16 protein-coding genes are annotated in these 14954 nt (G+C 55.2%); 4 read left to right on the forward strand and 12 right to left on the reverse strand.

Features of this window, described 5'->3' with window-relative positions; genetic code table 11:
- From hscA to trmJ, 7 genes are all read right to left on the reverse strand, one after another.
- Positions 1 to 1851 (reverse strand): Fe-S protein assembly chaperone HscA, encoded by a 1851-nt coding sequence (gene hscA / locus ACMGG3_RS12555; protein ID WP_020883023.1) that lies wholly within the window; start codon positions 1849 to 1851, stop codon positions 1 to 3.
- 14 nt (positions 1852 to 1865) lie between these two features.
- A complete protein-coding gene (hscB, locus tag ACMGG3_RS12560; RefSeq protein WP_014171181.1) occupies positions 1866 to 2381 on the reverse strand; it encodes a co-chaperone HscB in 516 nt (171 codons plus the stop codon).
- A gap of 76 nt (positions 2382 to 2457) precedes the next feature.
- Positions 2458 to 2781 (reverse strand): iron-sulfur cluster assembly protein IscA, encoded by a 324-nt coding sequence (gene iscA / locus ACMGG3_RS12565; RefSeq protein WP_003860659.1) that lies wholly within the window; start codon positions 2779 to 2781, stop codon positions 2458 to 2460.
- A 13-nt stretch (positions 2782 to 2794) separates the two neighbouring features.
- Positions 2795 to 3181 carry a Fe-S cluster assembly scaffold IscU gene (iscU, locus tag ACMGG3_RS12570; RefSeq protein WP_003860661.1) on the reverse strand — a complete coding sequence of 129 codons (387 nt, stop codon included), beginning with the start codon at positions 3179 to 3181 and terminating at the stop codon, positions 2795 to 2797.
- A 23-nt stretch (positions 3182 to 3204) separates the two neighbouring features.
- The gene (gene iscS / locus ACMGG3_RS12575) at positions 3205 to 4419 is read right to left on the reverse strand and encodes a cysteine desulfurase (RefSeq protein ID WP_020883022.1); all 1215 of its coding nucleotides are present in this window, start codon (positions 4417 to 4419) and stop codon (positions 3205 to 3207) included.
- A gap of 119 nt (positions 4420 to 4538) precedes the next feature.
- A complete protein-coding gene (gene iscR, locus ACMGG3_RS12580) occupies positions 4539 to 5030 on the reverse strand; it encodes a Fe-S cluster assembly transcriptional regulator IscR (RefSeq protein ID WP_020883021.1) in 492 nt (163 codons plus the stop codon).
- Between the two features lie 165 nt (positions 5031 to 5195).
- Positions 5196 to 5924 (reverse strand): tRNA (cytosine(32)/uridine(32)-2'-O)-methyltransferase TrmJ, encoded by a 729-nt coding sequence (gene trmJ, locus ACMGG3_RS12585; RefSeq protein ID WP_032669904.1) that lies wholly within the window; start codon positions 5922 to 5924, stop codon positions 5196 to 5198.
- Between the two features lie 130 nt (positions 5925 to 6054).
- Between trmJ and suhB the strand changes: the two genes are divergently transcribed.
- Positions 6055 to 6858: an inositol-1-monophosphatase gene (gene suhB, locus ACMGG3_RS12590; protein WP_020883019.1), complete on the forward strand. Its 804-nt coding sequence runs from the start codon at positions 6055 to 6057 to the stop codon at positions 6856 to 6858.
- A 52-nt stretch (positions 6859 to 6910) separates the two neighbouring features.
- Here suhB and ACMGG3_RS12595 read toward each other — a convergent pair whose 3' ends face one another.
- Both ACMGG3_RS12595 and ACMGG3_RS12600 read right to left on the reverse strand, forming a co-directional pair.
- Positions 6911 to 7891, reverse strand: coding sequence for a nickel/cobalt transporter (locus ACMGG3_RS12595; protein WP_025203459.1), 981 nt, complete (start codon positions 7889 to 7891; stop codon positions 6911 to 6913).
- On the reverse strand, positions 7882 to 8520 hold the full coding sequence (locus ACMGG3_RS12600) for a DUF1007 family protein (protein WP_020883017.1): 639 nt from the start codon (positions 8518 to 8520) through the stop codon (positions 7882 to 7884). The genes ACMGG3_RS12595 and ACMGG3_RS12600 overlap by 10 nt, the downstream gene beginning before the upstream one ends.
- A gap of 125 nt (positions 8521 to 8645) precedes the next feature.
- Here ACMGG3_RS12600 and csiE point away from each other — a divergent pair, with 125 nt between their 5' ends.
- On the forward strand, positions 8646 to 9923 hold the full coding sequence (gene csiE, locus ACMGG3_RS12605; protein ID WP_063156711.1) for a stationary phase inducible protein CsiE: 1278 nt from the start codon (positions 8646 to 8648) through the stop codon (positions 9921 to 9923).
- On the opposite strand, the gene ACMGG3_RS12610 is transcribed toward csiE, so the two are convergent.
- Positions 9924 to 11063 carry a 3-phenylpropionate MFS transporter gene (locus ACMGG3_RS12610; protein WP_150343690.1) on the reverse strand — a complete coding sequence of 380 codons (1140 nt, stop codon included), beginning with the start codon at positions 11061 to 11063 and terminating at the stop codon, positions 9924 to 9926.
- A gap of 173 nt (positions 11064 to 11236) precedes the next feature.
- On the opposite strand from ACMGG3_RS12610, the gene ACMGG3_RS12615 reads away from it, so the two are divergent.
- On the forward strand, positions 11237 to 11659 hold the full coding sequence (locus ACMGG3_RS12615) for a DoxX family protein (protein WP_014171191.1): 423 nt from the start codon (positions 11237 to 11239) through the stop codon (positions 11657 to 11659).
- A 54-nt stretch (positions 11660 to 11713) separates the two neighbouring features.
- Here the strand turns inward: ACMGG3_RS12615 and glyA are convergent, their stop codons facing one another.
- Entirely contained in the window at positions 11714 to 12967 is a 1254-nt protein-coding gene (gene glyA, locus ACMGG3_RS12620; RefSeq protein ID WP_020883014.1) for a serine hydroxymethyltransferase, read from the reverse strand.
- 304 nt (positions 12968 to 13271) lie between these two features.
- On the opposite strand from glyA, the gene hmpA reads away from it, so the two are divergent.
- Complete coding sequence (gene hmpA, locus ACMGG3_RS12625; RefSeq protein WP_025203455.1) at positions 13272 to 14462, forward strand: NO-inducible flavohemoprotein; 1191 nt, start codon at positions 13272 to 13274, stop codon at positions 14460 to 14462.
- A gap of 95 nt (positions 14463 to 14557) precedes the next feature.
- On the opposite strand, the gene glnB is transcribed toward hmpA, so the two are convergent.
- Positions 14558 to 14896, reverse strand: a complete 339-nt coding sequence (glnB, locus tag ACMGG3_RS12630) for a nitrogen regulatory protein P-II (RefSeq protein WP_003860685.1) — start codon at positions 14894 to 14896, stop codon at positions 14558 to 14560.
- Between the last annotated feature and the right edge of the window lie 58 nt (positions 14897 to 14954).

Below are 14954 nucleotides of genomic sequence, written 5' to 3' on the forward strand. Positions count from 1 at the left end.
TTAAACCTCGTCCACGGACTGGCCTTTCAGCGCGACGCGGACAGATTTGTCCATGCGGCGAGCAGCAAAGTCCTGGGTTTGTTTATCAACGTTTTTAATGGCTTCTTCTATTGCATCAGCATCATTGCCTTCGGCCACTGCACTTAAGCGCGCGGCAGCCTCGTCAATCACCTGACGCTCAGCGGCGCTTAACAGCGCGGCATCGGCAGCGAGCGCACCGTTCAGACTTTCCAGCACGCGTGCGGCTTCAACTTTCTGTTCTGCCAGCATACGCGCCTTCACATCCTGTTCGGCGTAGCTCATTGAATCCTGAATCATGGAGGCGATCTCACCATCGGTCAGGCCGTAGGACGGCTTCACCTGGATAGACGACTCAACGCCGGTGGATTTCTCCATCGCCGTGACGCTCAGCAGGCCGTCCGCATCCACCTGGAAGGTAACGCGAATATGCGCACCGCCCGCAGGCAGCGCAGGAATACCGCGCAGCGCAAAGCGCGCCAGTGAACGACAGTCCTGCACCAGCTCGCGCTCGCCCTGCATCACATGGATGGACATCGCGGTCTGGCCGTCTTTGAAGGTGGTGAATTCCTGTGCACGCGCCACCGGAATGGTGGTGTTACGCGGAATGACTTTCTCCACCAGTCCCCCCATGGTTTCTAAACCCAAGGAGAGCGGAATAACATCCAGCAGCAACATCTCGCTGTCCGGCTTGTTGCCGACCAGAATATCCGCCTGGATAGCCGCGCCCACGGCAACCACTTTATCCGGGTCGATGGACGTCAGCGGCGTGCGGCCAAAGAATTCACCCACCCGTTCACGCACCAGCGGTACGCGCGTGGAGCCGCCAACCATGACCACTTCCAGCACCTCGTCAGCCTCAACGCCCGCATCTTTCAGTGCGCGACGGCAGGCCAGCAGAGTGCGTTTCACCAAAGGCGCGATCAGGTCGTTAAACTGTTCCCGGGTGATTTCCCCCTGCCAGCCCGCCACGTTGACGGTGACAGACTGCGCATCGCTCAGCGCGATTTTCGCGTCGATGGCCACGTCCAGCAGTTCACGCTGCACGCGTGCATCGCTGCGATCGGGAATACCCGCCTGTTCACGAATGAAATCGGCCAGCAGATGGTCGAAGTCATCGCCACCCAGCGCAGAATCACCGCCGGTAGCCAGCACTTCAAACACCCCACGGCTTAAGCGCAGGATAGAAATATCAAAGGTCCCGCCACCCAGATCGTAAACCGCAATCACCCCTTCCTGACCGGAGTCCAGGCCGTAGGCAATGGCGGCCGCCGTCGGTTCGTTCAACAGTCGCAGAACGTGCAGTCCCGCCAGACGCGCCGCGTCTTTGGTGCCCTGACGCTGTGCATCATCAAAGTAGGCCGGAACGGTAATGACCACGCCATCGAGATCGCCGCCGAGCGTTGCCGTAGCACGCGCCGCCAGCGCTTTGAGGATATCAGCAGAAACGCGGATAGGGTTCAGCAGCCCCGCTGCCGTGGCAATCATTGGCAGGCCGTTTTCACTGGCCTGCAGCTGATACGGTAGATGCGGATAACGGGTCTGAATATCGGCGAGGGAGCGGCCCATCATGCGTTTTACGGAACTGATGGTGTTCGCCGGATCGCGCGCGGCGTTCGCGCGTGCGTCGTAGCCAACCGCGTGGCCCTGCTGTTGGTAGTGGACCACGGAAGGCAGCAGATGACGGCCCTGCTCGTCAGCCAGCGTTTCCGCCTGGCCGCTTCGCACGGTCGCCACGAGAGAATTGGTGGTGCCCAGATCAATACCTACCGCCAGACGACGCTGGTGCGGTGCGGCACTTAAGCCAGGCTCACTAATTTGTAATAAGGCCATAATTGCTTCCGAAATTAAAAATCGAGCAGCTTTTCTTCGAGTTGTTCAGCACTGCTTCGCAGTTTATCGAGAAAACGGAGTTTGCGCACAGTGTCTGCCGCCACATCCCAGGTCTCGTTGTTCAGTTGCTCCACCATCAGTTGATGGCGGGTATCGAACATGCCTTTTACGCGCTTGATGAAGCTTTCCAGACGCGCTTCATCTTTGGCCTGTTCAATCTCATCCAGCTCTTCACGCAGTTCCAGCTGTTCCATCAAAAACGCCGTATCACGCACGGTGTGCTGTTCACTCGCCAGATCAAAGCCATGAAGCGAGAGCAGATACTCAGCGCGAGACAGTGGATGGCGCAGCGTCTGCCAGGCCTGATTGATGGTCGCAGATTGCGATACCGCAGCCAATTGCTCTGACTGAGTACCACTGGCGAATTTATCCGGATGATACTGACGCTGCAGATCCTGGAAGCGGATCGTCAGCGCCTGCAGATCAATCGGGTATTGAGCGGGTAGTCCGAAGAGAGTGAAGTAATCCATAACAATCTCAGGGGTAGCCTGTTAGAACAAACCCCACGCACAGGAGTCCTGCGGTGGGGTTTCGGATGACGCGCGGTTAAACGTGGAAGCTTTCGCCGCAACCACACTCGTCTTTGACGTTCGGGTTCGTGAATTTGAACCCTTCGTTCAGGCCTTCTTTTACAAAGTCCAGCTGAGTGCCATTGAGGAATTGCAGGCTTTTGCCATCGACCACCACCTTCACGCCCTTGTCTTCAAACACGGTGTCATCAGACGCCGGTTCGTCAACAAACTCCAGTACGTAAGCCATACCAGAACAGCCGGAGGTACGTACGCCCAGTCGCAGGCCAAAGCCTTTACCACGGTTCGCCAGAAAAGAGCTTACTCGCGCGGCAGCGCTGTCGCTAAGGGTAATCGACATACTCAAACCTCAATTATTTTGCTTCACGTTTGCTTTTGTAATCCGCAATGGCGGCTTTGATCGCGTCTTCTGCCAGGATAGAACAGTGAATTTTCACGGGTGGCAGTTCGAGTTCTTCAGCAATATCCGTGTTCTTGATTGCCTGTGCTTCGTCCAGAGACTTGCCCTTCACCCATTCGGTGACCAGGGAGCTGGAGGCGATAGCAGAACCGCAGCCGTAGGTCTTGAAGCGCGCGTCTTCAATGATACCTTCATTGTTGACTTTAATCTGCAGCTTCATCACGTCGCCACACGCTGGCGCACCGACCATACCGCTACCTACGCTTTCGTCGCTGTTGTCAAAAGAGCCGACGTTGCGCGGGTTCTCGTAATGATCAATAACTTTTTCGCTGTATGCCATGTTGAATTCTCCTTATGTACCGATTAGTGATGTGACCATTCAATGCTGTTCAGATCCACGCCCTGCTTGAACATTTCCCACAGTGGAGAAAGGTCACGCAGACGACCGATGGAGTTGCGAACCAGCTTGATGGTGTAGTCAATCTCTTCTTCGGTAGTGAAACGACCTAAAGAGAAACGGATAGAGCTGTGTGCCAGCTCGTCAGTCATGCCCAGTGCGCGCAGCACGTAGGATGGCTCCAGGCTTGCAGACGTACAGGCAGAACCGGAAGAAACCGCCAGGTCTTTCAGCGCCATAATCAGCGATTCACCTTCAACATAGTTGAAGCTGACGTTGAGAATGTTTGGTGCGCCCTGTTCGAGATCGCCGTTCAGATACACTTCTTCCATATCTTTCACGCCATCCCACAGACGGTTACGCAGCGTGCGCAGGCGCGCCATCTCGGTTTCCATCTCTTCTTTCGCAATACGGTAAGCTTCGCCCATACCCACGATCTGGTGAACAGGCAGCGTACCGGAACGCATACCGCGCTCGTGACCGCCACCGTGCATCTGTGCTTCGATGCGGATACGCGGTTTACGACGAACGTACAGTGCACCAATACCTTTCGGGCCATAGATTTTGTGGCCGGAGAAGGACATCAGGTCCACTTTCAGCTGGCTCAGATCGATAGGCAGTTTGCCCACGCTCTGGGTGGCGTCTACGTGGTAGATGATACCGCGCGCACGGCACATTTCGCCGATGGTCGCGATATCTTGCACAACGCCGATTTCGTTGTTTACGTGCATGATGGAAACCAGAATGGTGTCATCACGCATGGCCGCTTCGAGCTCTTTCAGGTCGATGATACCGTTGCTCTGTGGTGCCAGGTAAGTCACGTCGAAACCTTCACGCTCGAGCTGACGGCAGGTGTCCAGCACGGCTTTGTGTTCGGTTTTGCTGGTGATGATGTGCTTGCCTTTTTTCTGATAAAAGTTGGCCGCACCTTTGATCGCCAGGTTATCGGATTCGGTCGCACCGGAGGTGAATACAATCTCACGCGGGTCGGCACCTACCAGGTCAGCAATCTGATTACGGGCGATATCTACCGCCTCTTCAGCATGCCAGCCAAAACGGTGTGAACGGGAAGCTGGGTTACCAAAGTTTCCGTCCAGGGTCAGACACTGCATCATTTTCTCGGCAACACGCGGGTCCACCGGCGTGGTTGCGGAGTAGTCGAGATAAATCGGTAATTTCATTGCTCTATAAACTCCGTACATCGCTTCAATGCAAGGAATCAGGCAACCGGCTGGATGTACGACCGAGTACACGGAGCGAGCGAACGCTCCGGCCTGATTCTGAAATACTTATCTTTTTATTACGCGCGTAATTTGACGTCGATCGCGTCCTGCCCGCGGGTGCTGCGTTGGGAGTCCTGGCTGTGCTGACGGCCAGAGACATCCAGAACTTCCTGGTTATTTACCAGCTCACCTAAGGTGATGTTGTTCAGGAAGCCGGTCAGACGATCGCTCAGGTCGCGCCACAGCGCGTGGGTCAGGCACTTATCGCCGCCCTGGCAGCCGCCTTTACCCTGGCAACGGGTCGCATCAACGGATTCGTCAACGGCACTGATCACTTCGCCAACTGCAATACTGCCCGCGTCTTTACCCAGCAGATAACCGCCGCCTGGGCCACGAACGCTGGAAACCAGTCCATTTTTACGCAGTCGGGAGAACAGCTGCTCCAGATAGGAGAGGGAGATCCCTTGTCGTTCAGAAATATCAGCCAACGGAACCGGGCCCGCTTCGGAGTTGAGCGCAACGTCCAGCATCGCGGTCACGGCATAACGCCCTTTAGATGTCAGTCTCATGTCTTACTTAACCTCAAACTCGCCCCTGCCCGGGGTTTTTTATAGTAAAATGGGGGTATTGCATAGCAGGGCCAAGTCTGACATTCCTGACTAAAATGGTCAACTATTTACTTGACTGTTTTAGTCAGGTATTTAACCTTCCGTGCCGTATCACCAGGATGGGCTCTACTCTTTATTCTTTTGCTCAATCGACGCCAGAATCCCGCGCAGAATGTTCAGTTCCTGGCTTTCCGGACGCGCACGGGTAAACAGGCGGCGCAGCTTGTTCATTACCTGCCCCGGGTGACCTTCACGGATGAAACCGGTAGAGAGCAGGGTCTGCTCCAGGTGACCATAGAAGCGCTCCAGATCGTCCACCAGCGGGTAGACGGCCTCTTCCTGCGGCTCTGCCGTTGCTTTTTCCTGCGTCGCCAGCCACGCCATACGCACTTCATAGGCAATCACCTGAACGGCCATTGCCAGGTTCAGGGAGCTGTATTCCGGGTTAGCGGCAATGGCCACGTGGTAATGGCACTTCTGCAGTTCATCGTTGGTCAGGCCCACGCGTTCACGGCCAAACACCAGCGCTACAGGAGCCTGTTCGGCTTCAGAGACGCTTTTCAGACCGCATTCACGCGGATCCAGCATCGGCCACGGCAGTGTACGGGAGCGGGCGCTGGTTCCGACCACCAGACTGCACCCTGCCAGGGCTTCGTCCAGGGTATCCACGATCTGCGCGTTACCAATGACATCGCTGGCGCCCGCAGCCAGAGCGATAGCCTGTGAGTCGGGTTTCACCAGTGGATTAACCAGCCACAGGTTCGTTAAGCCCATGGTTTTCATAGCGCGGGCTACGGAGCCCATATTGCCAGTGTGCGATGTTTCGACCAGCACGATTCGAATGTTTTGCAGCATAGTTTTAATGTCTGGATTCTGTGTCTGAAGAATATTCGGCCATATTATCATAAACGAGAGACATATTCCGATCTCGCTGCTATACTCTGCGCCGATTTTCCCGTTCTTTAACATCCAGTGAGAGAGACCGATGCATCCGATGCTGACCATCGCCGTGCGCGCAGCGCGCAAGGCGGGTAATGTAATTGCCAAACACTACGAAACGCCAGATTCTGTTGAAACCAGCCAGAAAGGCAGCAATGATTTCGTAACCAACGTCGATAAAGCCGCTGAAGCGATTATTATCGATACCATCCGCAAATCTTACCCGCAGCACACCATCATCACCGAAGAAAGCGGTGAACTTGAAGGTACCGATCAGGATGTTCAATGGGTTATCGATCCACTGGATGGCACCACCAACTTCGTCAAACGTCTGCCACACTTCTCCGTGTCTATCGCAGTACGCATTAAAGGCCGTACTGAAGTCGCCGTGGTTTACGATCCAATGCGTAACGAACTGTTCACCGCGACCCGCGGTCAGGGCGCGCAGCTGAACGGCTACCGTCTGCGCTGCAGCAATGCACGCGACCTCGACGGTACCATTCTGGCGACCGGCTTCCCGTTCAAGGCGAAGCAGCACGCAACCACTTACATGAATATCCTGGGCAAACTGTTCACCGAATGCGCGGACTTCCGTCGCACCGGTTCTGCCGCGCTGGACCTGGCCTATGTGGCTACCGGTCGCGTTGACGGTTACTTTGAGCTGTCACTGAAGCCGTGGGATTTTGCAGCGGGCGAGCTGATCGCGCGTGAATCAGGCGCCATTGTTTGCGATTTCACCGGCGGCCACAACCATCTGACGACCGGCAACATCGTTGCAGGTAACCCACGTGTTGTTAAAGCCATGCTGGCAAACATGCGTGATGAGCTGAGCGACGCGCTGAAGCGTTAATCCAGCCTGCGGTGCCCTCTCCCGCCGGGAAAGGGCACCATGCTGTACCTGACTAAAACGGCCTTAATCCCCTTCCCACCGGCACCGCGCTCATCCACATCGTTACCGCAGCCACCAGCAGAATCATCCCGCCCGCCAGCGCGAGCGTTGTCCATCCGACCTGCCGCCACAGCACCGGCGTTTTATTGCCGCTGAGTTTGACCGCCAGTTGACGGAAACTGTGCACCAGCAGTGCCAGTGACGAAATCGTGAGTGACGTCCCGGCCGCCATGGCCAATGCCGAGAGCATTCCCCAGCCAAATACACCCATCACCTTACTGAACAGCAGCACCATGATTGCCCCTGAACACGGACGCATGCCCATTGAGAGCACAACCATCAGCCGCGCTCGCCAGTCATCACCGTTCTGCAACTGCGCCTGCGTCGGCAGATGCTGATGCCCACAGCCGCAGTTCGCAGTGTGTTCATGGTGCGGCGTAAAAGCCCTGAACTGGGGTTTGTGCAGCAAAGCCCGCAGTTTTTTCAATGCCCGCCAGCACAGGAGCAGCCCCAGCACACCGACCAGCGCGTAACTGCCCTTCTCCAGCCAGAAACTGCTGATATGAAGCTGACGAGCAGGAAGGCGTAATAACGACAGGACGACCACCACCAGCGCAATCGCCACGCCGCCCTGAAGCAGCGAAGATGCGAGGGTCAACCCAATGCTTGATTTGAGCCTGGACGGATGGGTCGCAAGCCAGGTCGCGATCACGATTTTGCCGTGTCCCGGCCCCAGCGCATGCAGGACACCGTAGAGAAAACTGAAGGCCAGAAGAGAACCGCCTGCCTTCGTCGGGTTTTCCGCCACCGCCTTCAGTAAGCCACTCATCTGCTGGTTGACCTCGCGCTGCCAGACAATGCTTTTCATCATCACCTGCGGCCAGGCGTGCCATAGCCACAACGCGCCGCACACGGCCAGCAGCAAAAAGAGCGCCAGCGGCCAGAGATGAAGCCAGCGGCGTGATTTTCGTGCCGGAGACGCGATCACTGACATTGCAACGTCACCTGCTGTGCGAACTGTTTACCCAGCTCCATGTCTTCGGGTGGTGCATCTTCTTTATCGAGAGAGACCGCAAAATTGAGCGTCTCTTCGCTCGGTTTTGGCGTGTGCATTGCCATCGTGCAGGTTTTTTGCAGGGCTGCCGGTAGCGTCACATCACTCTCCTCTGCGTAATGCATATCGACATAGTAAGTGGGATCAAAGGTGGAAAACGTATAGGTCTGCCCAGCCAGCGGTTGCGGATGCGCCAGCGGCAGGACAAACGTCAGTACCGCCTGATGTCCGTCGCGGGTCATGCCATATTCCGTCGGCCGATTCATAAATTTCACCTTTTGTCCGTTGTGCCAGAACTCGGTGAAATAATGCTGACCAAGCACGTTGGCCATCACTTCCGCCGCCAGCTTTTTCCAGATTTCATCCCCGGGTTTTGCATTCCCGGCATCGTACAGCAGGTCAGCCGAGGTGATTTCATCCATCGTCCAGCGCATTTTCAGGCCACTGAGCTGCGTTCCGTCCGTTACCAGCTCGGTTTTCAGGCTGATAAAACTGTGAGGATGCGCGACGACAGCAAAGGGGATCACCGTCAAAAATAACGCCATTGCGCTTTGTTTAACTGTTTGCATCAATTCCTCACGTCATAAATTCTGTGATGTTCGCCAGCAATCCTGAGTGAAAGGCCTGCCGGCGCGCTTTTCAGCGCCCATCCTTTAGCTATTCTTATCAAACATTCCCACTGGATACCCGACAGATGATGACGACGCTTGAAATTCCATCTGTGCTTTCCAGTTCGCAGCGCCGCTGCCAGGTGCTTTTAATGCTTTACCTGCCCGATGCTGCCGTTACCGCACAGAGCATTATCGCTGCCAATGGCGTGGACGACGCTATGGCACGGCAAGATATAGCCGAGACGCGCGATGAAATCCAGCGCTATCACCGGCTCGACATCGTCACGTACCATGACGGCAGCTACAGGATTGAAGGCTCAGCCCTGAATCAACGTTTATGCCTGCTGCACTGGCTGCGCAGGGCTATGCGGCTGTGTCCGCAATTCGTTTCGCATCAGTTTACCCCCGCGCTGAAAACCGCGCTTAAACAGCAGGGCATTGCCCGTCCTCTCTATGACGATACCAACCTGCGGGCGTTGATCAGCTTCTGCTCGCGCAAGCTTCAGCGGCCGTTTGATTGCCGGGACATACAGTTTTTGCAGCTCTATCTGCAGTATTGCCTGATGCAGCATCATCTGGGGAATACCCCGCAGTTTTCATCGGTGCAGCGTAACTGGACGCAATCAAGAGGGGAATATTTCACCGCTCAGGAGATTGTTCGTCACTGGAAACGCCGCGTGCCACAAGGGACCCACAGCGATGAACAACTGTTTCTTGCACTGCTGTTTATGATGCTGCGCACCCCTGACCCTGTGCTTGATAAGCATCAGCAGGATCAGCGTCTGCGCCGGGCAATTGTGCGCATGGTCGCCCGTTTTCGGGCGCAAACCGGAATGAACTTTAGCGATGAACAGGGGCTGACCGACCAGCTTTATATTCATCTGGCCCAGGCGCTGGACCGTTCGCTGTTTGAGATAGGCATCGACAATAGCCTGCCGGAAGAGATCCATCGTCTCTATCCCCGCCTGTTACGCACTACCAAAGAGGCGTTGTTTGAGCTGGAAGCGGAATTCGGGCTGCGTTTTTCTGATGAAGAGATGAGCCTGGTGGCGGTCATTTTCGGCGCCTGGCTGATGCAGGAGACCGATCTGCATGAGAAGCAGGTGGTGTTATTGACGGGAGAGGATAAATCCTGTGAGGACGTGATTGAGCAGCAACTGCGCGAATTGACGTTGCTGCCGCTCAACATTCGATATCAGACGCTGCAGGCCTATCAGAAAGAGGGGGCACCGCGCGAAGCGGCGCTGGTCATCACCCCTTATCCGACCGCCCTGCCCCTGTTCTCACCACCGCTGATCCACGCCGTTGAGACGCTGAACACGCAGCAGCAAGAACATATTCGCGCCATGCTGGAATCGTAGCTACGCGCGCGCGGCGACTTTAGGGCGAACGAACATCGCCGGTAGGGCGACAAGCGCCATGACCCAGAAGACCCCGTGTCCCAGATGCTGGTAAAGGAAGCCCGCAAAGACCGTCATCACCGCAATGCTGCCGCCCATCGCCACCGCCGAATAAACCGACTGCAATCGAATGACATCCCCGCCTTCACGCGCGGCGATATAGCGCATGGCCGCCAGATGACATACCGTGAAGGTACCGCAGTGCAGAATTTGCGCCACGATCAGCCACGGCAGCTCCGTCGTCCAGCCCATAATGCCCCACCGTACGACACCACAGACAGCAGAAAGCAGGAGCAGATCGCGCGCGCCGAAGCGCCGGAACAGCTTTTTGCTCAGCGCGAAGATAATCACTTCAGCGACCACACCAAGCGACCACAGGTAACCCACTGCAGATGCGGAGTATCCTGCCCCCTGCCAGTAGATGGCGCTGAAACCATAGTACGCCGCGTGCGCGCCCTGCAGCAGACAGACGCAGGCCAGGAAACGCCAGCTTTGTGCCACCAGGCTTCGCCAGGCCGGCCAGCCGGCGCTTTCCTGATGACGGCTCTTACCTTGCGGCATTACCGATGGACGCAACAGCATCCCCAGCAGCATGGAGGCAATGCCGATACTCAGCAGCGCAAGGATCGCACGGTAATCGTAAATGCTAACCAGTTTACCCACCAATGCAGAGCCGATGACAAAGGCAATTGAGCCCCACAGCCGCACGCGGCCATAATCCATCGTTATCTGTTTTTGCCAGGTGTTTGCCAGAGCATCCGTCAGCGGAACCAGCGGCGAGAAAAAGAGGTTGAAGCCGACCATCACCACCATCAACCATGCAAACTGGTGGCTCACCCAGAAACAGGCGACAAAGACCAGCGTCAACAGCGCCAGAATGCGTACCGCCTTAATCAGCAAGGAGGGATCGCTGACGCGCGGTGCGATCAGCAGGCTTCCCAGGAAACGTGCCACCAGACCAGCGCCAAGCAGGATACCTATGGTCTCGGGCGTCAGGCCGATCCCCTTGAGCCAGACGCTCCAGAAAGGCAGAAAAATACCGTAGCTAAAGAAATAGGTGAAATAACTGAGCGCCAGCCAGCGCGTGGAATGCAAGACCATGAATCCCTCCCGAAATGGAGGCCATAGTCTGGCGAGAATACAAAAATTAAGCAAGTCGATAGCCTGCTATAAATTAACGAAAATTTAACATACTGTGCAGTCATCTGACTTATGGCAGGGAATGAAAATGTGTATTACGTTTAAATTACTCCACTTGCAGAGGTATTTCTGCCATGAACTCACTTCGCTATTTAGATTTCGGCCAGGCACGTCACCTGTTGCTGTTAATAGGTCGTATCGCGCTTGTCGTACTGTTTATTATCTTCGGCTATCCAAAACTGACGGGGTTTAGCGGGACCGTACAATATATGACGTCGCTGGGTACACCCATGCCCATGCTGGCGGCCATTATTGCGGTGGTAATGGAGGTGCCTGCCGCCATCCTGATCGTGCTGGGCTTTTTCACCCGCCCTGTTGCCGTACTCTTTGTATTTTACACGCTGGGTACCGCGATTATCGGCCACCACTACTGGGATATGACCGGTGATGCCGTCATGCCGAATATGATTAACTTCTACAAGAATATCAGTATTGCCGGAGCGTTTATTTTACTGGCGATAGTGGGACCGGGAGCCCTCTCCCTTGACCGGCGTTAACCCATAAAAAAAGGCCGCAATCGCGGCCTTTTTTATTTCTGCAAAACAGAAAGATTATGCGTATACCGGGAAGCGTGCGCAGATTTCCAGAACTTTACCTTTAACGCGCTCGATAACCGCTTCGTCATTGATATTGTCCAGAACGTCACACATCCAGCCTGCCAGCTCTTTCACTTCCGCTTCTTTAAAGCCGCGGCGAGTAACAGCCGGAGAACCGATACGGATACCGGAGGTCACGAACGGGCTCTTCGGATCGTTTGGCACGCTGTTTTTGTTCACGGTGATGTTGGCACGGCCAAGGGCAGCGTCAGCTTCTTTACCGGTCAGGTTTTTATCAACCAGGTCCAGCAGGAACAGGTGGTTCTCAGTACCACCGGAAACCACTTTGTAACCGCGGTTCAGGAAGACTTCCACCATCGCTTTGGCGTTTTTAGCAACCTGCTGCTGGTAAACTTTAAACTCTGGCTCCATCGCTTCTTTCAGCGCCACCGCTTTCGCCGCGATAACGTGCATCAGTGGGCCGCCCTGCGCGCTTGGGAATACGGCAGAGTTCAGCTTTTTGTACAGCTCTTCGTCGCCACCTTTCGCCAGGATCAAGCCACCGCGTGGGCCCGCCAGGGTTTTGTGCGTGGTGGTGGTCACAACGTGAGCATGCGGAACCGGGTTCGGATAAACGCCTGCAGCAATCAGGCCGGCAACGTGCGCCATGTCAACGAACAGGTAAGCACCGATGCTGTCTGCGATTTCACGCATTTTTGCCCAGTCAACGATACCGGAGTAAGCAGAGAAACCGCCGATAATCATCTTCGGTTTGTGGGTCTGCGCCTGCTTCGCCATATCTTCGTAGTCAATTTTACCGGACTCATCAATGCCGTAAGGAATGATGTTGTACAGTTTGCCAGAGAAGTTAACCGGAGAGCCGTGAGTCAGGTGGCCGCCTTGCGCCAGGTTCATACCCAGAACGGTATCGCCCGGTTGCAGCAGCGCGGTGTAGACCGCGAAGTTAGCCTGAGAGCCAGAGTGCGGCTGTACGTTAGCGTAGTCGGCGCCAAACAGTTCTTTAGCGCGATCGATGGCCAGTTGCTCAACGATATCAACGTACTCGCAACCGCCGTAGTAGCGTTTGCCCGGGTAACCTTCAGCGTATTTGTTGGTCAGCTGAGAACCCTGCGCCTGCATTACGCGCGGGCTGGTGTAGTTTTCGGAGGCGATCAGTTCGATGTGCTCTTCCTGACGTACTTTTTCCTGCTCCATAGCCTGCCACAGTTCGGCATCATAATCGGCAATGTTCATTTCACGCTTTAACATCCGCATCTCCTGACTCAGCTAACAATAAAATTTTGGCCTGAAAAGGCAGTCCTGTTGGACGACGGGCAACAGTATAACTGATTAGTTCTGTGATAACAGGTCTTGACAAACGATTTTACGCAAACGTTTTCCTACCCGCCACGCAAGGGTTTGAGGAATAAAGCCCTCATCATTTTCAACGGATTTCTTTTCAGGTTTGTGATGCATATTTTTCACGTTGCAAAGAACCATTTACAACGCAGGGGTATTTTTTATAAGATGCATTTAAAATACATCATTAAAAACACCACTGAAGGACGCTGCTATGCTCGACGCTCAAACCATCGCCACAGTTAAAGCCACTATTCCCCTGCTGGTCGAAACCGGCCCGAAACTCACCGCCCATTTCTACGATCGTATGTTTACGCATAACCCGGAGTTGAAAGAGATTTTCAACATGAGCAACCAGCGTAACGGCGACCAGCGCGAAGCCCTGTTCAACGCCATCGCAGCCTACGCCAGTAATATCGAAAACCTGGCGGCGTTGCTGCCTGCCGTGGAAAAAATTGCGCAGAAGCACACCAGCTTCCAGATCAAACCCGAGCAGTACAATATCGTCGGCGGCCATCTGCTGGCCACACTGGATGAGATGTTTAGCCCGGGTCAGGAGGTGCTGGACGCGTGGGGAAAAGCCTACGGCGTGCTGGCAAACGTGTTCATTAACCGTGAAGCACAGATCTACAGCGAAAACGCCAGTAAGGCTGGCGGCTGGGAAGGTACCCGCGCTTTCCGCATCGTCGAGAAAACGCCGCGCAGCCAGCTCATCACCAGTTTTGAGTTCGAGCCAGTGGATGGCAAGCCGGTCGCTGATTATCAGCCGGGGCAGTATCTGGGCGTGTGGCTGAAGCCTGAAGGTTTCCCGCACCAGGAGATTCGGCAGTACTCCCTGACCCGCAAACCAGACGGTAAACGTTATCGCATTGCCGTAAAACGCGAAGATGGTGGCCAGGTATCAAACTGGCTGCATAACGAGGCTAACGTGGGTGATGTGGTTCATCTGGCCGCGCCTGCGGGCGACTTCTTTATGGCGGTTGAGGCGAATACGCCGGTCACCCTGATCTCAGCCGGGGTGGGTCAGACGCCAATGCTGGCGATGCTCGATACCCTCGCTAAATCAAACCACAGCGCGCAGGTAAACTGGTTCCACGCCGCCGAGAACGGTGAAGTGCACGCGTTTGCCGATGAAGTGAATGCGCTGGCTTCCGGTCTGCCACGCTTTACCGCCCATACCTGGTATCGTCTGCCGACGGATGCCGACCGTGCAGCCGCACGCTTTGACAGCGAAGGTCTGATGAATTTGAGTCAGCACGAAGGGGCATTCAGCGCGCCGGAGATGCAGTTTTATGTCTGCGGACCGGTCGCGTTTATGCAGTATGCCGCGAAGCAGCTGGTGGAGTTGGGCGTGAATAAAGACAACATTCATTACGAATGTTTTGGGCCGCATAAAGTACTGTAATCGCCCGATGGCGCTACACTTTCCCGGCCGGTGAGTTTTTGCAGGCCGGGTAAGCATAGCGCCACCCGGCTGAATCAGGAATCAGGTACTGACGATTAAATCGCGGCGTCGTCTTCTTCACCGGTACGGATACGGATCACGCGTGCCACATCAAAGACGAAGATTTTACCGTCGCCAATTTTGCCGGTCTGCGCCGTACGGATAATGGTATCCACACAGGTATCCACGATATCGTCGCTCACCACGATTTCAATTTTCACTTTTGGCAGAAAGTCCACCATGTACTCTGCGCCACGGTAAAGTTCGGTGTGGCCCTTCTGGCGACCAAAACCTTTCACTTCCGTCACTGTCATCCCGGTGATGCCCACTTCCGCCAGCGCTTCACGCACATCATCCAGTTTGAAAGGTTTAATAATCGCATCAATCTTTTTCATGGTGGGTCCTTAAACTCTTGCCTGTAAGCTGCTTCGTAATCGGTTGCTCACAGTATCA

Source organism: Enterobacter sp. BNK-18, assembly GCF_047456135.1.
Taxonomy (GTDB): domain Bacteria; phylum Pseudomonadota; class Gammaproteobacteria; order Enterobacterales; family Enterobacteriaceae; genus Enterobacter; species Enterobacter ludwigii.